This window comes from Sulfitobacter sp. S190 (assembly GCF_025141935.1).
Lineage (GTDB): Bacteria > Pseudomonadota > Alphaproteobacteria > Rhodobacterales > Rhodobacteraceae > Sulfitobacter.
This window is the reverse complement of sequence record NZ_CP081120.1, coordinates 261827-281007: the sequence shown is the minus strand read 5'-3', so window position 1 is coordinate 281007 and position 19181 is coordinate 261827. Positions and strand designations below refer to the sequence as shown.

Annotated in this window: 17 protein-coding genes; 3 read left to right on the top strand and 14 right to left on the bottom strand. The window is 61.6% G+C overall.

What is annotated here, in order from left to right:
• Positions 1 to 3 precede the first annotated feature (3 nt).
• On the top strand, positions 4 to 384 hold the full coding sequence (locus K3756_RS01380; RefSeq protein ID WP_259990177.1) for an HIT domain-containing protein: 381 nt from the start codon (positions 4 to 6) through the stop codon (positions 382 to 384).
• A gap of 12 nt (positions 385 to 396) precedes the next feature.
• On the opposite strand, the gene K3756_RS01375 is transcribed toward K3756_RS01380, so the two are convergent.
• The 7 genes from K3756_RS01375 to K3756_RS01345 form a co-directional block, all read right to left on the bottom strand.
• Positions 397 to 1026, bottom strand: a complete 630-nt coding sequence (locus K3756_RS01375) for a DUF1523 family protein (protein WP_259993464.1) — start codon at positions 1024 to 1026, stop codon at positions 397 to 399.
• Positions 1027 to 1040: 14 nt separating this feature from the next.
• Positions 1041 to 1307 carry a hypothetical protein gene (locus tag K3756_RS01370; protein ID WP_259990175.1) on the bottom strand — a complete coding sequence of 89 codons (267 nt, stop codon included), beginning with the start codon at positions 1305 to 1307 and terminating at the stop codon, positions 1041 to 1043.
• A 12-nt stretch (positions 1308 to 1319) separates the two neighbouring features.
• Complete coding sequence (locus K3756_RS01365; protein WP_259990173.1) at positions 1320 to 2672, bottom strand: DUF6638 family protein; 1353 nt, start codon at positions 2670 to 2672, stop codon at positions 1320 to 1322.
• 34 nt (positions 2673 to 2706) lie between these two features.
• Positions 2707 to 3015, bottom strand: a complete 309-nt coding sequence (locus tag K3756_RS01360) for a hypothetical protein (protein ID WP_259990171.1) — start codon at positions 3013 to 3015, stop codon at positions 2707 to 2709.
• Positions 3012 to 4946 (bottom strand): ATP-binding protein, encoded by a 1935-nt coding sequence (locus tag K3756_RS01355; RefSeq protein ID WP_259990169.1) that lies wholly within the window; start codon positions 4944 to 4946, stop codon positions 3012 to 3014. Before K3756_RS01355 ends, K3756_RS01360 begins: the two co-directional genes overlap by 4 nt.
• Positions 4947 to 5051: 105 nt before the next feature.
• A complete protein-coding gene (locus tag K3756_RS01350; protein WP_259990167.1) occupies positions 5052 to 6173 on the bottom strand; it encodes a hypothetical protein in 1122 nt (373 codons plus the stop codon).
• A gap of 21 nt (positions 6174 to 6194) precedes the next feature.
• Entirely contained in the window at positions 6195 to 7271 is a 1077-nt protein-coding gene (locus tag K3756_RS01345) for a hypothetical protein (protein ID WP_259990164.1), read from the bottom strand.
• A 243-nt stretch (positions 7272 to 7514) separates the two neighbouring features.
• On the opposite strand from K3756_RS01345, the gene K3756_RS01340 reads away from it, so the two are divergent.
• Positions 7515 to 8990 carry an NAD-dependent succinate-semialdehyde dehydrogenase gene (locus K3756_RS01340; RefSeq protein WP_259990162.1) on the top strand — a complete coding sequence of 492 codons (1476 nt, stop codon included), beginning with the start codon at positions 7515 to 7517 and terminating at the stop codon, positions 8988 to 8990.
• 78 nt (positions 8991 to 9068) lie between these two features.
• Here the strand turns inward: K3756_RS01340 and K3756_RS01335 are convergent, their stop codons facing one another.
• The 7 genes from K3756_RS01335 to K3756_RS01305 form a co-directional block, all read right to left on the bottom strand.
• Positions 9069 to 9542 carry an Hsp20 family protein gene (locus K3756_RS01335; protein WP_259990161.1) on the bottom strand — a complete coding sequence of 158 codons (474 nt, stop codon included), beginning with the start codon at positions 9540 to 9542 and terminating at the stop codon, positions 9069 to 9071.
• 159 nt (positions 9543 to 9701) lie between these two features.
• Positions 9702 to 10550 carry a trypsin-like serine peptidase gene (locus K3756_RS01330; RefSeq protein WP_409202416.1) on the bottom strand — a complete coding sequence of 283 codons (849 nt, stop codon included), beginning with the start codon at positions 10548 to 10550 and terminating at the stop codon, positions 9702 to 9704.
• A gap of 32 nt (positions 10551 to 10582) precedes the next feature.
• Positions 10583 to 11974 carry a glycolate oxidase subunit GlcF gene (glcF, locus tag K3756_RS01325; RefSeq protein WP_259990155.1) on the bottom strand — a complete coding sequence of 464 codons (1392 nt, stop codon included), beginning with the start codon at positions 11972 to 11974 and terminating at the stop codon, positions 10583 to 10585.
• 10 nt (positions 11975 to 11984) lie between these two features.
• The gene (locus K3756_RS01320; protein ID WP_259990153.1) at positions 11985 to 12350 is read right to left on the bottom strand and encodes a hypothetical protein; all 366 of its coding nucleotides are present in this window, start codon (positions 12348 to 12350) and stop codon (positions 11985 to 11987) included.
• Positions 12347 to 13441: an FAD-binding protein gene (locus tag K3756_RS01315; protein WP_259990151.1), complete on the bottom strand. Its 1095-nt coding sequence runs from the start codon at positions 13439 to 13441 to the stop codon at positions 12347 to 12349. The genes K3756_RS01320 and K3756_RS01315 overlap by 4 nt, the downstream gene beginning before the upstream one ends.
• 56 nt (positions 13442 to 13497) lie before the next feature.
• The gene (locus tag K3756_RS01310) at positions 13498 to 14946 is read right to left on the bottom strand and encodes an FAD-linked oxidase C-terminal domain-containing protein (RefSeq protein ID WP_259990148.1); all 1449 of its coding nucleotides are present in this window, start codon (positions 14944 to 14946) and stop codon (positions 13498 to 13500) included.
• 56 nt (positions 14947 to 15002) lie between these two features.
• On the bottom strand, positions 15003 to 15710 hold the full coding sequence (locus K3756_RS01305) for a hypothetical protein (RefSeq protein ID WP_259990146.1): 708 nt from the start codon (positions 15708 to 15710) through the stop codon (positions 15003 to 15005).
• Positions 15711 to 15918: 208 nt separating this feature from the next.
• On the opposite strand from K3756_RS01305, the gene K3756_RS01300 reads away from it, so the two are divergent.
• Positions 15919 to 19152 (top strand): chemotaxis protein CheB, encoded by a 3234-nt coding sequence (locus K3756_RS01300; protein ID WP_259990144.1) that lies wholly within the window; start codon positions 15919 to 15921, stop codon positions 19150 to 19152.
• Positions 19153 to 19181 lie beyond the last annotated feature (29 nt).

Genomic DNA, 19181 nt, shown 5'->3' with positions numbered 1-19181 from the left:
CCCATGGGCTACGCCTACGATGACCAGAATATTTTCGCCAAGATCCTGCGCGGCGACATCCCCAATTCAACCGTGCTCGAAACCGAACACACGCTGGCTTTCCGCGATATCGAACCGCAGGCGCCAACCCACGTTCTGGTAATCCCCAAAGGCGCCTACGTCAGCTATGACCACTTTGCCGCCGAGGCCAGCGATGCCGAAATCATCGACTACACCCGCGCCATCGCCGAGGTCTGCCGCATGGAAGGTGTCAGCATCGACGGCAACGACGGATTTCGGCTGATCAGCAACGCCGGCGCGCACGGCGTTCAGGACGTGCCGCACCTGCATGTGCATATTCTGGGCGGACGCCGGATGGGCCGGATGGTACAGCCCGCAGGCTGACGGCACGCAGGCTCAGGTTTTCTTGCGCCAGGTGCCGAACCAGTTTTTCACCGCACCCGAACGCTCGGCCATGTCATCCTCGATCGCCTCCAGCGTGGGGTCGATCCGCGCCGTGCGGAAGCGCCGCCACCGCACCCAGATGCCATAGACGATCGCGAAAAACACCACCAGAATGATGATGTTCAACCACGGTATCCCCTTGGGCGCGTCCGGCCCGTCCACGGGACGCACCGAAATCGCGTTGGGGAAAATCGTCAGGAATTCGTTGCGCCAGCCATAGTGCTTGAGCGCGACATACTGCGGGTTGCCGGTGGTTGATTTCAGGTCCGCCGCTTCGGCCTGCAGGTTCGACGTGTCGAACTTGAAATAGGGCGGCCAGCCCCAGCCGGTATCTTCGTTGCGGTACACCATCACGTCGCCCTTGACGCGGCGCGACTGGATGAAAAACACGTCGCGGTTGATGGCTGTCGCGTCAGACCCTGTATCCGCCTGCGCCCAGAAAATCGAATTTTCCCCGAAATCCTGCCGCTTTTCGTAGGTATCGGTGATCCGCACGATGTCGACCTGCGGCAGCGTATAATGGAAAAACGCCGCGACCAGCGTCCAGATGGTGATCCAAAAGGTCCAACGAAGAATGGCCAACATGGGCGCGGCTCCTAACTGAAGTTCGTAAGATAAATGATGACCGACACAAGGATCACAGGAATAACATAGACCGACAGGATCAACTTGCGACGCAATGAGCTGTCATATTCCGCCAACCCCTCGTCGAGAAATTCATCCAGGCTCTGCGTCCGCGGCCCCTCGTGCCACTCGGCGCGCAACTTGCCCTTGCGCACGCTGCGCGAATACAGCGACAGGCAGACGTATATCACCGTCAAGACGATGAACCCCATCACCATCAACCGAAAAAGTGCAAACATACCGGTCCTCCCCTAGCCCCAAGGCCCTCTGCGCCCCGCCCCGTCCGGCAACGGCGGCGGGCGTTTGGCCACCCGCGGCAATGACCGGACTTCTGGCCGCGCGGCATGCCCGAACAGCGCCGCACGCACACCCGCCTTGTTCCCTTGATACTCAGCGTGCAGAAAATCGGCAACAAAGGCCTTCTTGGCGTCAGGCCACTGCGCATAGCGGCGATAAAACAGATCCTTGTGAAAAATGAACAGCTGTCGCACGTCCAGCGGGGCCAGTTCGGCCAGCAACATGTTCACGAGATCGGCGTCAGGCGTATCGGCCGCGCGCAGAGCATAGAAATACACCGGATCACTGCTGTCGATGCGTGGAAAGCTGCTGCCGTTCTCCGCCCAGTTGACCAGAGCCGACAGCTGGTGAAACTCCTGCGGCAGCGCATCGTGATGCTGGCGGGCCATGCGCCGCAAATCGGAGGGCTGCATCCGCGAAAAATCCACGCCCAGTGCAGCAATCGCATCAACCAGCACGAAATTCATTTTCTGTCGCAGGATGTCCGCCGCCTGAACACCGTAGGCACCCACGATATTCTCCACCAGACCGTTCAGCTGCAAGAACTCCGCGATCCGGTTGCGCTGGTTTGCGTCAAAGACAAACTGCATGGGAATATCCCCCAGCCCATCCTTCCCCGACGGTGCAATCACCGCCGGATGCAGCACATCCTGAAAAATATACAGACCGTCGAAATGCGCGGTCCAGAAATTGCGCTGGTCAAAGCTCATCTGCTCGAGCCGCACGGGGTTGCGCACCACGTCGCCGGTCTTGCCCGCCAGATCGATCATCCGCGCGATCAGCACGTCATCGAACCACCCGTCCGGCGTATTGCGGAACGTATCGACCATCCCGCTGAGCTGCTGCGCGTCCTTGACCGTGCCCGCCGTGGTATCCGCCTCGACCGTGATGCGGCGAATGTCGAACAACCGCTCGGGCGTGGAGACATCATAGACCGAATTGACCAGCTCTCCCGCCACCGCATCCCGCCCCATCAACGCAAACAGCGCCGCTTCGTTGCGGGCCATGAATTGCTGCAGAATATCGCGCGAGGTCGAAAACTTGGTATTGAGCAGCGGCGCCGTGCGCTGATCCATGCTCAGCAGGATGAACTGCCGGTTCACGCCCCGATGGTTCAGATACAGATGATCGTCGAGCTCATCCCCGATCTCGGGCGAATATCCCGAAATGTCGATATGGAAATCCGCCAGCTGTGTCCGTTTGCCGATCAGATGCGCAAGCGCGCGGTTGTACCGCTCGACCAGCACCGGGCTGTCGACATGGAACAGGTTGCCGAACATCAAGCCCCTGCGGATCAGCCTCTCCATACCGCGCCTCCCCTTGCGTCCGGCGTCCCGTCTCTCAGCATGTCACCACCGCCACCGAAGTGGGACCATCCGCGTCGTGGGTGATCCGGTCGGGGCGCACAGGACAGCCCGCAACCCGCCGGATCGCGATGATATTGCGCGCGTAATACGCCCCGCCAAGGGTCGCGCGATCGCGCGCTGTGGCGCCCGACGCGCGGTACGTCGTGGGCATCTCGGCAATCTGCTCCACCCGCACACGGAACCCGTCGACTTCCGCAAAACGCGTCTCCATCGCCCCCTGCGCGCAGCCCGCAACCGCCAGAACCGCGCCGATCAGACTTGCCCTGCCCGCCGACACCTTCATGCGTCACCCCCGAGAAACCGTTTCTTCGCCGCTTCCATCCGCTCCATGTCGCGCACCGCATTCTCGATCGCAACCTCGTCGGATTTATCGGCATAGCGGAATTCGCTGTCCGCATAGCGGTTGATCTCCTGGATCACCATCTCGACGGTGATCGGCTGGCGCATCTCCTCGATCATCGCCTTCTTGGTGTCATATGGCTTGAACAGGAAAAGCTCAGGGTTTTCCATCCACGCATCGGGCAATTCGAAGTCCATCGCGCGCACCTTGACCGCATCGGTGATGTTCTTGATCGCCCGCCCGGTAAAGCGCGGATCGGCCTGCTGGATCGCATTGAGATAGGTGCCCAGCTTGGCAATTGTATCAAGCGCGCCCACCTCGCCCGACACCCTATCAAACACCTCCTGCAGTCCCGCTTCATGGGGCCGGGCGTGGCTGTCGAACGACGCGGCAACGGCAGCCTTGATTTCCTGCGCGGCGAACAGCGTGTGATCGCCAAGCGGGATCTCGTGGTTCTTGCCCATCAACAGGCTCAGGATATCGATATAGTCATCGCGCGTCTGCGGCCCGTCCACAAGAAACCGCGCGCCCGCACGCTGGCGCAGCGCATCATCGACATTCTCCGGGTAATTCGAAAACATCCCGAACGTACAGTTCCCGCGCACCACCGTGTTGGCCCCGGCAAAACTCTCCATCAACACCGCGGTAATCTCCAGCTGGCCTGCGCTGGATTGCCGGTCGCCCCGCTTGCCCGCCAACTGGTCGATGTCGTCAATCGTGCCAAAGCCGATGACCCCGGGATCGATGATGTTGTTGATGAACGCCTTGGCATTCTGCCCCGACTTGCCCTGATAACTGTCAATGTTGTCGGTCGAAAGGTTCTGGTAGCGAAACGCATAGCCCGCTACCTGACAATATTCATTGATCAACCCCGCCATCATCTGGATCAACGTGGTCTTGCCTGTGCCCGGTGCCCCGTCGCCCATAAAGGTAAAGATGAAACCGCCCAGTTCCGCAAACGGGTTCAGCCGCCGGTCAAAATCATAGGCCATCAGCATCTTGGCCAGCTTCATCGCCTGATATTTGGCGATGTGGTTGCCCACGACTTCATTGGGTTTCTTGAAACTCATGGTCAGCGTGGTTGACTTCGCCTTCGATGCGGGCGTGAACCCCCGCACCGTGAAATCATCCGCCGCCACATGCCACACCGCCGCCTCGAACGCCTGCAACCGGGGGGCGGACGCGGCACGCAGCGCGACCTTCTCCATCAGACTTTCGGCAAAGGCACTCACCGTCGCCATCAACCGCGTGTCATCGGGCGCATGGGCCGCAATATCACGGTCCAGCTCCCACAACGCCCCGTGCAACGCGACCTGCCCGTTATCGGTTAGCAACTCCTCGAACTCGCCCACCTCCACGGTCGCTTCGGTCAGATGCGGCGACACCAGAAAAGCGGTCGCATTGCCGAAAACATGCAAAGTCACCAGAGCTTCCGCCGCCAACAATTCCGAAAATTCCGATTTGCGCGGGGCAGGCAGACTTCCCTCCAGATTGGCGCGCTTCAGATCCCCCAGACCGGAGGCCTCGGCGAAATTTTCCGCCACCGCCAGCGCAACGGCAATCGCACGGCGCACCGCGTGCAACACCGTGGCCTGCAACGGCGACATCAACGCATCGGCGTCATCGGCCCCCTCGACGCGGGCCATGATCTGCACCACACCCGCAGGGGTACGGCGCTGCGTCACCAAACCCGGCGTGGTGGAGCGGAAACGGCGGCGCGTCCCGATCCCGCTCGACCGCTCCGCCACTGGTGCCGTATCCGCCTTGCCGATACGCGGCGCATGGTCGAACCCCTCGATCAGGGACTGCGCCATCGCGATATGCTGCGCGATATCTTCTTCGCGCAGTTCCATCTGGTCACTTATCTGGCTCATCGACACACTCCCTTACACCTTTACCGGGGCGCTCACGCCCGCCCCCGGGGGCCTTCATCTTGCCCCTAAACTCATCTCCCGACGCAGCACCGGGCGCGCCGTGGATCAGTATTGCAACACCCGCCCCTTGCGGCTCACCACAAACTTCTTCACGCCCGCCAACCCCGGCGGGTTCTTTTCCTCGAGCACCTGATAGGGCCGCTGCGGCAGGATGATGCTGCGTTGCGTGCGGGTGGCCCCCATGTCGGGCATGGCTTCCGTCATCGGATCAACCGCAAAAATCTCGCGCTCCACGGTCGAAAACCACCCCGCCTTCTGCTGCTCCACGCGGTCCGAGACAAGCTCCTCCTCGGTCCACACCATCGCCCAATCCTCACCCGCCGGCGCCCGCGCATTGGCCAGCACCTCGCGCATCGGCCCGTTCTGCCGGGTAAAGGCGTGGCTGTACATCGGACCCAGATGAAAACGCCGCAGCCGCTTGGGGTGCAGATCGTCAAAATCCTCGTCGAACCCGCGGGCAATCGTCAACAGCTTCAACCCACCCAACGCCTGCGCACCCAGATGGGCCTGCACTTCGGGCCACCTGCGGCTGTCGCGGGGCAAGGGCACATAGCCCGAATCCTCCAGCTCCATCATATATATTACCGGCAGGTTCACCTGACTGTCATAGCTGGCCCAATGCACGCGGTACCGCCGCCTGCCGCCCGGTGCCTCGCCCAACCAGTCGACCAGCGCATCATTGCGCACCCAGAACAATTCACCGCGCTGCAATTCCTCGTAGTACAGACGCTGCGACAGGCTGAATTGCAGCTTGGTCGGGATTTCGCGCTTTGACAGGATCGTCTGGACCATCTGGTCCTTCAAAGTGTCGACATACGGCATCCCCGCCAGATGCGTATCGGCCTGCTGCGCGTCATTGGCCATGGTCATCAACTCGGCCGCGATGGGAAATCCGCTGTCGCGATTGTCGATAGACAGCGATCCGAAAAACCGGCCCGTCTCGCGGCCAACCAACAGGTACTTCCAGCTCAGCGCCCGAAAGGTAAAGATCAGCGCCTGCGCATAGCGCGCGAGAATCTCCACCTCCGCCCGGTCAAGCTGGCCCTCCGCCTCCATCACCCCCGCCACACGCAACATATGCTGCATGATGGCGTCGAACTTGGCGAAGTACCGGCGCGACGCAAACGTATCGGTCAGCCCGACATGATCTGCAGCCGGATCCGTCATGGGCGCACCCGGAACCGCCGCTTACCCGCCGTAGGCATTGCTGTCGTGCTTTTCGATGATCTTGGCAAAGCGGCGGGCAAAGCGTTCGTCGGCCTTTGCCTTCTGCTCCAGCACGTCACGGGCGAAAACCATGTGATCCTCGTGGGCTTCCATCATCTCGGCCATCCGGTTGTTGGTGGCCGCCCCGATCCCCGCCATCGCCGATTGCGCCTCCTGATCCGTTTTCACACCGATTTCGTTGATCCGGTGCGCCACATCCTGCTGCTGCGCAGTCTTGAGCGATTTGGTCAGCGCGTCATAAAGCACCACGCGCTGCTTGGTGTCCGTCTGCAGCTTGTTGATCAGCACCATCTGCGTCGCCGCCTGATTCTGCAGGCTGTCGACCCAGGTTTTGCCCTTGTCGATATACCGCTCCAGCGTCTGGCTCTTGGCCAGCTGCACCTGCTCGTCCTGCACCATCGCATTATATCGGCTGTTGGCATCGGCCAGCTGTGTCTCCAGCGCCGTGCGCTTGGCCGCATCCGTCTCCGACGCGATAGCGTTTTCCAACTTGATGATCTCGGGGTCCATCGCCGCGATGTCGTTGCGCAGGGTCTCGAGCGTGCCGACGGTCGCTTCCCGCTCGTCCAGCGTCTCGGACAGGTTCGTCTCCACCTTGACCTTTTGCTCTTCCAGCATCGCCAGCTGACCCTCCAGCAGGGTCACGATGGTATCGGATTTCGCAATGAGATCCTGCAGCTTGTCGTCAATCGACGCGGTGCGGATACGCTCCTGACGCATGCTGTCCGACTTGGCGCTCGAAAAAATGCCGATCACACTTTCCCAGCCGGTCTTGGTGCGCATTTCGTCGAAATCCTTGGAGAACCCGGCCGTCACATCATCCAGTCCCATGATCAACTCGGCGATGTTGGCATTCATCACCTCCGTATGGGCGTGCACATCCTCAAGCGAGGCGTTCTCGATATCCACTTCTGCATCTTCGCCTGCCTTGAGCTTGGCCCGCGCGGTTTCGATACGGCTGGTCAGCTGTGCAATCTTTTCCTGCGCGTCAGAAACCTGCGCGCGGGATTTCATGACCTGTTCGTCCAAAGTAGCCATCTGTGTCCCCTGTTGTGTCTTGTTTCCAAATACATAAGTAATGTAAATGATATTTACATCATGTCGCAGCCAATATTTTTTTCGATCATCGCAAATGACCACGGATATTCCAAGCAGGAAGGTCAGCGCCCGCGCCCACCCCCGCAGGCAGGCCGCTGGCGTGATCCGCCCATAAAAACTGGAACTGGACAAAATATCGCTAACTTGAAATGCAGGCCCCAATCATTTGTGGAGACAAGCGACATGACTGCATCGACAACCGATCTGAAATCCATGCTCAAGGATCCGTCCCTTCTGGAAACCCGCGCCTATATCGGCGGGGAATGGACCGATGGCGACGACGGCACCTTCGACGTGCTGAACCCCGCGCGCGGGGACGTGATCGCCAAGGTCGCCAACCTCAGCCGGTCGCAGGTGGCCGGTGCCATCGCGCAGGCCGAAGCGGCGCAAAAGGACTGGGCCGCATGGACCGGCAAGGAACGCGCGGGCGTCATGCGCAAATGGTTCGATCTGATGATGGAAAATCAGGACGATCTGGGCACCATCCTGACCGCCGAGCAGGGTAAACCGCTGGCCGAGGCCAAGGGCGAAATCGGGTATGGCGCGTCGTTCATCGAATTTTTCGGCGAAGAGGCCAAACGCGTCTACGGCGAAACCATCCCCGGTCACCAGCGTGACAAGCGTATCATGGTGATGAAGCAACCCATCGGTGTCGCGGCCTCCATCACGCCGTGGAACTTCCCCAACGCGATGATCACCCGCAAGGCGGCCCCCGCGCTGGCGGCGGGCTGTTCGTTTGTCGCGCGCCCGGCGGCGGAAACACCGCTGTCGGCCATCGTGATGGGCGTCTTGGCCGAACGCGCGGGCATCCCGGCAGGCGTGTTCAACGTGCTGCCGTCCTCCTCTTCTTCCGAAGTGGGCAAGGAATTCTGCGAAAACCCCGCCGTGCGCAAACTGACCTTTACCGGCTCTACCGAAGTGGGGCGCATCCTGCTGAAACAGGCCGCCGATCAGGTAATGAAATGCTCGATGGAACTGGGCGGCAACGCGCCTTTCATCGTCTTTGACGACGCCGATCTCGACGCTGCCGTCGAAGGTGCGATCATGTGCAAATTCCGCAACAACGGCCAGACCTGCGTCTGCGCCAACCGCATCTACGTGCAGTCGGGCGTCTTTGACACCTTCGCCGACAAGCTCAAGGCGCGGGTCGAGAAAATGAAAGTCGGCGACGGCTTCGAGGACGGTGTGGACCTCGGTCCGCTCATCAACCCCGAAGCCAGCGAAAAGGTCATCGAACACATTAAGGACGCCACCGAAAAAGGCGCGACCATCGTGCTGGGCAACGCCAAGGACGAAATGGATGGCAATTTCCTCGCCCCCACCATCGTGACCGGCGTGACGCAGGACATGAAGGTCGCACACGAGGAAACCTTCGGACCGCTGGCACCGCTCTTCAAATTCGATACCGTCGATGATGTGATCGAAATGGCAAATGACACGATCTTCGGTCTGGCGAGCTATTTCTACGCAAACGATCTCAGCCGCGTCTATAAAGTGGCCGAAGCGCTCGAATATGGCATCGTGGGTGTAAACACCGGCATCATCTCGACCGAAGTGGCCCCGTTCGGCGGCGTCAAACAATCCGGTCTTGGCCGCGAAGGCAGCCACCACGGCATCGAGGATTACCTCGAGATGAAATACGTCTGCATGAGCGTCTGATACGGCGCTCCGACCGACACGAAAAAGGCCCGGTGCAGCGCTGCACCGGGCCTCTTTTGTTCGGATCGAAGCGATGTCTTAGTTGACGGCTTTGGCGTCAACGACATCCTTTTCAATCGCACGACCGCCTTTGGCGATCTCGATCTGGCGTGGCTTCAGGGCATCGGGCACCTGACGCTCCAGTTCGATGTGCAGCATACCGTCCGCATGCGACGCACCGGTGACCACCACGTGATCGGCAAGCGCAAAGCGGCGCTCGAACGCGCGGGTCGCGATACCGCGGTGCAGATAGCTTTTGGATTTGCTGTCTTCTTCGGATTTACGCGCCGATACGATCAACGCACGGTCACGCACTTCGACACTCAGGTCGGCTTCGGAGAAACCGGCAACCGCGATGGAAATGCGGTAGGCGTCATCTTCGAGTTTCTCGATGTTGTAAGGGGGATAGCTTGGCTGATTGGTCTCAGCCGTCAGCACACGGTCCATCAGGTTGGCGATCTGGTCGAAACCGACGGTGGTGCGGTACAGCGGTGCAAAATCAAAATTGCGCATGGTTCATCCTCATATCTTGAGCGATTTATTGTGCAGGACCTTCCGTCATTGGACAGGCCCGAAGTCTTGCGCCAAGGCCCTCTCTAGGCACCCTGACATCGCCAATATGGGAAGCATTTTTGCCGGTTCAAGACCCCTTTTTACGGGATTTTGCGCCTTTCAGGGGCGCACAAACTTCGCACCCGTGTCGCGCTTTTCCTCGCCCACACGCACGCTCACGCCACCCGGCGCGCCTTGCAAGAACGCCCCGCGTCCTGCAACCAGTTCGGCCTGCAACTCCGCAAAAGACTGGCCCAGCGCCGTGCCCAGAGACACCGGCTTGCCGCCCGCCTCGGCCTTTGCCGAAACGACCGACACGATATAGGGCTCACCGTCTCGGAACACGAAAATCGGCGCCCCGCTCGACCCGAAATCCACCGAACACGACGTGACCAACACACCGTCCTGACGGGCCAGAACCTCGCAAACCTCCTGCAGCGAAGGCGCCTCCGCACGCTCCAGCGCATAGGACACAACGCCAACCTGATCGCCACGGCGCGGGCGGGGTGCGGTGCGGAACGGCTTGATGGTGGTGTTGCGCACCGGATGGGTCAGTTCAAGGATCGCCAGATCGTGTTTCACGCGTTCGGACGATACATCGCCGTCGTACACGTATTTGGGATGGATCACCGCCCGTTTGACATCACGGTACGCGCCCGCACGGCCATTGCGCCAGCCCGCGAGAAACTGCACCTCCGACCCGTCGATCCGTTCCTTGGTGCGGCGATCAAACAGGCAATGCGCCGCCGTCAGCACCAGTTTCGGCGCAATCAGCGCGCCGGTGCAAAAGCTCGCCCCGTTGATATCCAGACGGCCAACTGCTTCCCATGCCTTCGCCTCGACCCCGTTGTTGAGGCTCTTGAGACGCGCATCCTCGGCCACGGCATCCGAAGCCAAGCCCAGACCAAGCAGAAAAATAGCCAGATACCGACGCACAGTGCCCCCCAAACGGTGTTGTCCGCTTTGCATAGGCAACAGTTGCGGCGAAATTAGGGCGCGGATCAACGCAATTTGGGAATTTCGCCTCTTGGATCGGCCTGCGCATCGAGTGTGGGCGGCTTCGGCCCGCCCCACGCCCAATCCAGCAACTCGACCGTATGCACCACCGGCGTACCCGCCGCCGACCCGATCTGCATCATGCACCCAATATTGCCCGCCGCGATGATGTCGGGGTTGCGGGCCTCCAGCGTGCGCACCTTACGCTCCTTCAACTGCGCAGAAATCTCCGGCTGCATCAGGTTGTAGGTGCCCGCCGAGCCACAGCACAAATGCGGATCGGACGGCTCAACCACCTGATAACCCGCCTTTTTCAGCAAATCCTTCGGGTAGGTCTTGATCTGTTGGCCATGCTGCAACGAACACGCCGCGTGATAGGCCACAACCGTCCCCTCGGCGGGCCGTACCGGCGCAGGCCGCGCATCGGTGCCCGCAATCCACTCGCGCGCGGGCTGCCACTCGGCCCCGTCCGGCGTCTGGCCTGTCAGCTCCATCAACACCTCCGACACATCGCGTGCGATGCCCGCCACACGGGCCGCATCCGTCGCAAGCGGGTCATTGCGGAACATGTGGCCGTAGTCCTTGACGGTGGTGCCACAACCCGACGTGTTGATCACGATCGCATCCAACCCGCCTGCATCCATCTCGCGGGCCCAAGCGCGGATATTGCGGGCCGCGGTGGCATGGCTCTCGTCCGTCTTGCCCATGTGATGGGTCAGCGCGCCGCAACATCCCGCCCCCTCTGCCACGACAACTTCGGCCCCCAACCGCGTCAGCAACCGGATCGTCGCATCGTTGATATCGGTATTGAGCGCCTTTTGCGCGCAGCCTGTCATCAACGCAACACGCATCCGCCGCGGCGCCGCCGCCTGAAAGGTCTGCGGATCATCATTGCGGCTGACAGGGGGAATGTGACGCGGCGCCATCTCCAGCATCGCACGCAACCGCGCATCGGGCATGAACCGCGCCAGCGGCCTGCCGATCTTGGCACCCAGCAATGCCACCCTGAACCGCATCGGATACGGCAGGACACGCGCCAGCACCCAGCGCAGCATCCGCTCCGTCACGGGCCGTTTGTAGCGCCGTTCGATATAGTCGCGTGCGTGATCGACCAGATGCATGTAATGCACCCCCGACGGGCAGGTCGTCATACAGGCCAGACAGCTCAGGCACCGGTCGATGTGCTTGACCGTCTTGGCATCTGGGTCGCGGTCGTTCTCGAGCATGTCCTTGATCAGGTAAATCCGACCACGCGGGCTGTCGAGCTCGTCACCAAGCACCTGATAGGTCGGACAGGTTGCCGTGCAAAATCCGCAATGCACACAGGCGCGCAGGATCTCGTTGCTGCGCGCGGTACCGGGGTCCGCAAGCTGGCTTTCGCTGAAATTCGTCTGCATATCTTTTCCCTCAGCCCCCGATCGCGCGGGCAGAGGCCAGCCCGAACCACGGTATCGTTGTTCCCATCGCGCCCAAGACCGCGGTCCAGCGGCGCATGCGCGCACCATTGTCATAAGCCCGCAGCCGCAGCGTGCCGAACGCCAGAACCGCAATCCACGCCATCCAGATCAGGGCCACACCGATCCCCGTCACCCACATGTCGCGCCCCCACAGATGCTCGAAGCCATAGCGCACACCCAATCCACCCAGCGCCCCGACAAGGGCCACAACCGCGACCAATCCGCGCCGCGACCGCGATGCACGCCCCTGTGTCAGCGCCCGAAAGACCAACGGCCCCCCGATAAATACCAGCACGAACAGGACACCGAGGCTCACCCCATCAATCCCGCGTTCAGTATCCCCCGTGGATCGAACCGCTGGCGCAAACCGGCCGTCAGCCGTGCAACACCCGGCACCTCGGGCTCGAACCGGGCAATGGCATCACCGCCGCCGCGCACGCGCGTTGCATGCCCGTCATAGCGTCCCAATCGCGCTCGCAAGTCACAGCCCGACGGCACGGCGATCCAGATCAACCCACCCGCCCAGTCGTAAAACACCCGGTCCGCGGCGGCCTTTTCGGCCAGCGCGGGACCATCCGACGGCTTGCACGACACGCGCCACATATCGCCCTGCGTCCCGTCGAACGCATGCAGATCGCGCACCGCCTCCCACCGCGCGGCGCTCTGACCTGCGTCTTCCACCACACCATCACCCGCCAGCAAGGCCTGCAACGCCTCCGCACGGTACCGCACGGACGCCTCGAACCCCTCGACACGCAGCAGCGTCTCGCGGGCCTGCGGATCATGTGCCGCACCGCTGATCTCGTAAGGACTGCCCAGCGCACGAGCCAACGCCGCCACCGCTGCCGCATCGTCCAACCCGTGCAGCACCAGCGTCACTTCCGTCTCGGGGCGCGGCAGGGTCTTCAACGACACCTCCGTCAACACGCCCAAGGTGCCATGCGCCCCCGCCATCAGTTTCACCAGATCGTATCCGGTGACATTCTTCATCACCCGCCCGCCATTCTTGACGATCTGCCCCTGCCCGTCGACAAACCGGACCCCGAGCAGAAAATCACGCGCGGCCCCGACCGATATCCGGCGCGGACCGCTCACATTGGCGGCCATCACACCGCCAATCGTCGGCACACCCTCGGTCCCCAACACATGCCGGTGATCCATTGGCTCGAACGCCAGGCGCTGGTTTTCCGCCGCCAGCGCCTTCTCGATCTGCGCCACCGGGGTGCCCGCCTGCGCAACCACGGTCATCGCACCGGGCTCGTAAAGCGTAATATCGGCCATCGCATCCGTGCTGACCGGCGTGCCGGGGGCCGTCATGCCACGCGTCCCGCCTCCGCGCAGGGCCAGCGGACCTTTGGTCGTCTTGATGATGTCGGCCAACGCCGCTTCGGTCTGGGGAGACTGCATATCTTTCTTGGCCTCAAATACTCCGGGGGTCCGGGGGCTGGCCCCCGGTCGGATCGTTACTCTGCCGCCACCGCTGTGGCGCGGCGCGCACCAGACGCATCCAGCGGGAAAACCTTCGCGGGGTTCAAAAGCCACTGCGGATCGAACACATCCTTCACCGCCATCTGCGCCTCCAGATCGGCGGGCGCGTATTGCACATGCATCAGATCGCGTTTCTCGATCCCGACACCGTGCTCGCCGGTCAGACAGCCACCCACCTCGACGCAGAGCTTGAGGATATCGGCGCCAAAGGCCTCGCACAGCTCCAGATCCCCGGGCTTGTTGGCATCGAACAGGATCAGCGGATGCATGTTTCCGTCCCCGGCATGAAAGACATTGCCGACTTTCAAACCGTATTGCTCCCTCATCTCGCCAATCCGGCGCAACACGTGGGGCAAACTGCTCACGGGGATCGTCCCATCCAGGCACATGTAATCGTTGATCTGGCCCATCGCGCCGAACGCACTCTTGCGGCCCAGCCAGATCGCGGCGCTCTCCTGCGCAGACCGGCTCTCGCGCAACTCCACCGGGTCGTGGCGGCGCGCGATCTCCATGATCAGCGCCAGCTGGTGGTCGATCTCCGCATCCGACCCCTCGACCTCGACAATCAGCAACGCCTCGCACATCGGATACCCCGCCTTGGCAAAGGCTTCGGTCGCCTCGATACACGGGCGGTCCATGAATTCGATTGCAACGGGCAAGACCCCGGCCTTGATGATGTCGGACACACAGGCCCCGGCCACGGCATTGTCATCGAACCCCATCAGCACCGGGCGGGCGCCTTCGGGTTTGTGCAGGATACGCAGCGTCGCTTCGGTCACCACGCCCAGCTGCCCTTCGGAGCCACACACCAGCCCCAACAGGTCGAGCCCCCCCGCATCAAGATGGGCCCCGCCGATGTCGACGATCTCGCCGTCCATCATGACCATTCTGACACCCATGAGGTTATTGGTCGTGACGCCGTATTTCAGGCAATGCGCGCCGCCCGAATTCATCGCGATATTCCCCGCAATCGCACAGGCAAGCTGGCTCGACGGGTCCGGCGCATAGAAAAACCCGTCCTGCTCGACGGCTCCGGTCACGCTCAGATTGGTGCGGCCGGTCTGCACGCGGATGTAGCGGTTGGCATAATCGGTCTCCAGCACATCGTTCATCCGCGCCACGCCCAGAATGACACTGTCCGCGGTCGGCAGCGCTCCACCGGCCAGCGACGTGCCGGACCCGCGCGGCACCACGGGCACCCCCTCTTCGTGACAGATGCGCAGCACATCTGACACCTCCTGCGTCGACGCAGGCAACACCGCGACCATCGGGGCGCAGCGGTAGGCGGTCAGCGCATCGCACTCGTAAGCATGGGTTTCGCGGGGGTCGTGAATCACCGCATCCGAAGGCAGGACACTCTGCAAACGGGCGACAACACGCGGTTTTCGCGCGATAATCGCCGGATCGGGCTGTGGCATTTCCATGGCTGCTTCCTCCGCTTTGGTAAAATAATATTACCAATTCGGCAAAAGCGCAAGGTTCATCCCGAGGCTTCGCGCCGCGGAGGATAAAGTGCCGCAGGGGCATCGGATGGCCGGCCCCACTCCGGGGTGCCGCGCGGCTGGTCCTGTGAAAACCGCTCCAGCCCGTCGACATACCGTTTGACCAGCTCGATCTGGAACCGGATCTCGTGGGCGCGTTCCGCCAATCGCCGGTGCAGCGCATTGGTGTCAAAGCTGTCGGGCGTCAAACCCGATTCCATCGAACTGCACAGATTGAGCAGCGGCATGCTGATATCCGACAGAACGAGCGTGCCCAGCCGGGCCTGTTCGTCCTGCGTTGACGGATCAATCTCGAGCGCCGGCACAAACGCATTGGCAACCGACCCGATCATCAGCTTGAAGCGCAAGATCACCGCGATCGTCCCGTCCATCGAATAGGTCGACATCATATGCGCCCCCGCAAGGATCAGACCCCGCGTCTCGATCACGTAGTCGGGCAGCGACAGAACCTTGGTCTCGACCGACAGCTTCTGCATGCACTGGCGCAACCCTTCGGCGACCTTTTCCTCGAACACATCGTTCAGGCCGCAGACGCCGGTAAAGGATGTCCTGTTGCGGAACTTGTCCCCCTGCACCTCGCAGGATCGCACCTGCGCAGTCTCCCCTTCCTTGACGAAGAGGTTGACCACGAACCGGCGCTGTCCCGCTTCGATGGGCATGTCGTTTGCCACTGCTCTGATTTCCATCCGGATACCTGAAAAATTGTCTACGTTTCATTCGGAAATAATCAAAAATCATTTACACTCGGTAAACAGGGCTACATGCAGTCAACCGAGGTTTAAGTTGACCCCGGATGCCAATCTCCCTTAGATCGCTATGTTGCGTCCGAGGGCAAAATCGCCCTATGGTTGTATCTCGAACATGCGCCAGAACGGCACACGCAAAGGGACAGCGGTGAAAGATAAACCTGAAGAAGATCTGACAATAATCGGCATCGGGTCATCCGCGGGCGGTCTCGAAGCCATCCGCGATCTCGTCAGCACACTGCCGGAAGACCTGCCTGTCAGCTATGTGGTTGTGCAGCACATGTCCCCGCACCACAAAAGCCTGATGACCGAACTCGTCGCACGCCAGACCAGCCTGCGGGTGATGGACGTGCAGGACGACATGACACCCGAACGCAACGTGATCTATATCACGCCACCGCGCACAGACGTGCTGTTCGAGGACGGCAAGCTGCGGCTCACCGATCCCAGCCCCGAACCCGCCTCGCCCAAACCCTCCGTTGACCGCTTCCTGACCAGCCTCGCCGACAGCCACGGCGAAAAGACGGTCGCGATCATCCTGTCGGGGACCGGCAGTGACGGCACCTACGGCGTGCAGGCCATCCGCGAGGCGGGCGGCATCACCATCGCGCAGGACAACGAATCCGCCAAATACGACGGCATGCCGCACAACGCGGTCCAGACCGGCTGCATCGACCTGATCCTGCGGCCCAGCGACATTGGCACGCACCTGCAGAAAATCCTCTCCTCGCCCCGCGATTTCGGCGAATTCCGGCGCGGCGAAATGTCCGAAAGCCCGGTCTCCGACCTGCTGCAGATCCTGCTGGCGCGGACCCGCGTGGACTTTCGCGAATACAAACAGGCCACCATCAGCCGCCGGATCGAACGGCGCATGGTCGCCCTCGGCATCCGCACGCAAGAAGAATACACGCAGTTCTGCCGCACCAATCCGCAAGCCCTCGACGCGCTGTTCAAGGACCTGCTCATCTCGGTGACACGGTTCTTCCGCGACAAGGACGAATTCGAAGAACTCAACAGCCTGCTTCCCTCGCTGGTCAAGGCCCGCGAAGGCGGCCCCTTGCGCGTCTGGATCGCGGGCTGCGCGACGGGCGAAGAGGCATACTCAATAGCGATGCTGCTCTCCGAAGCGCTTGGCGGGCCCGAAGTGCCGCTCAAGAACTATGTCCAGATCTTTGCCACGGACATCGACAAGGACGCGCTGATGAAGGCCCGGCGCGGTGTCTACGGCCTGTCCGCGCTCAACGAGATCCCCAAGGACCTCGCCGACCGCTACCTGATCCGCCAGCACGACGGCGTCCGCGTCATCGACAACCTGCGCAGCGCCATCCTGTTCTCGGACCACAATGTCTGTCAGGATCCACCCTTCCAGAAGGTCGATCTGCTGTGCTGCCGCAACCTTCTGATCTACTTCGGCAACACGTTGCAGCATAAGGTAATGTCGCGGTTCCACTACGCGCTGGCCTCCGACGGGCTGCTGTTTCTGGGCACCGCCGAAAGCGTCGCGGGCTCCGAAGACATGTTCACGCCCGAACGGCAGGCCTCGCACATCTTCCGCAAACGGGTTTTGCAGGGCCAGCAACGCTCCACCTATACCGGGTCAAAATCACAGGTGATCTCGCTTGCCTCGCGGCGTACGTCGGTCGAGGAAAAGCGCGGCGGCCAGACCACGGACCGGCACCTGTTCGAAGCGCTCGCCAAAAGCCTGGGCGAAAACTCCATGCTCGTGACCGAGGATTTTTCCATCGCACGGGTCTACGGCGATATTTCCGGCTATATCGAGGTCAAGGCGGGCAGCTCGCTGCGCATGCACCTCGATCTGTTGCGCAGCCCCCTGCGCGAAGAAGCCCGCAGCCTTGTCACCATCGCGATGCGCAACAACGCCCACCGCGCCGGTGTGCGGCACATGCTCAAGGAAGGCGACGGCAGCGAAACCCGCATCGATGTCTATCCGATCATCGCCAAGGACATCAACGAAAGCGCGTCTCTGGTCGTGTTCACCGAAACGCCGGTGGACCTGTCCAAAACCGAACGCACGCCCATCGACTACAGTCAGGACAGCGACGCGGCAGAGCGGATCGAAAGCCTTGAGCGCGAAATCGCCAGCACCCGCGAGGCGCTGCAGCAGACCATCGAGGAACTCGAGACCTCCAACGAGGAACTGCAATCGCTCAACGAGGAACTGCAATCCACCAACGAAGAGCTTCAGGCCACCAACGAAGAGCTTGAAACCTCCAACGAGGAACTGCAATCCACCAACGAAGAGCTGATCACCGTCAACGAAGAACTGCAGGTCACCGCCGCCGAACTGTCGGGCCGCACCGGTGAGCTGACCTCGGTCATCGAAAGCACCCCGCTGGCGATCATCGTGATGGACAACGCGCTGCAGATCTCGCAGGCCACGAATGCCGCCGCCAAGCGCTTCGAGATCAAGCGCCCCATTTCCAACCCGCACATCAGCCAGTGCGTGCTGCCGGCGGGCTACCCCAGCCTTGCGCCCATCTGCTCGGAAGCGTTGAAGGTCGGCGAAACGGTGTCGGCCGAATTCAACTCCAACGACACCCGCGTGCTGCTGACCTGTTCGCCCTATTTCAACGTGCATGGCCAGATCCTCGGCGCCACGATGGTCGTGACCGAATTCCCCGGTCTGGCCCGCGAAATGGAACTGCTGCTGAACAATTCGCGGCTGTACGTGACCCACCACGCACAGGACGGCACCCTGCTGCGCGCCTCCGAAAGCCTCGCCCGTGTGCTGGGCGAGAACCGCGAAGACATCATCGGCAAGAACCTCTTCAAACTGCACAGCGATGTGGTCGCCGAACAGCTCAAGCAAAGCGACAAGGATCTCGTATCGGGTCGCGATGACAGCATCTCGGCCAGCTACAAAGTGTTTCCCCCGGGCGCGGAACGCCCGATCTGGATCAACGAAGACCGCATTTCCTATACCCATACCGGCGAAAACCGCCCGACCATCTATGCCGTCGGCACCGACATCACCGAGGTGGTCGAGGCCAAGGAAGCCGCGCAAAACATGCTCACACAGCTGCATCTGCTGCAGGACATGGCGCAGGTGGGATACTGGTCTGTGGATCTGCAGGGCAACACGATCCACTGGTCGCAGGAGGTCTACCGCATACACGGTTTCGACCCGTCCCAGGACGAACCGCCTCTCGACAAGGCGATCGAATTCTACCACCCGGACGACCGCGACTACGTGGAAAATGCCGTGCGCAAAGTGATCGAAAAGGGCGGCGAATTTAAATTCACCAAACGGATAGTGCAAACGGACGGCACCGAAATCGAAGTCGAAAGCCACGGGCGTGCTGTCACCGATGACGACGGTAAGGTCGTGCGCCTGATCGGTGTGTTCCGCGATCTGAGCTAGGCAAAGGCGCGTGCGGGGGGTGGCCCTGC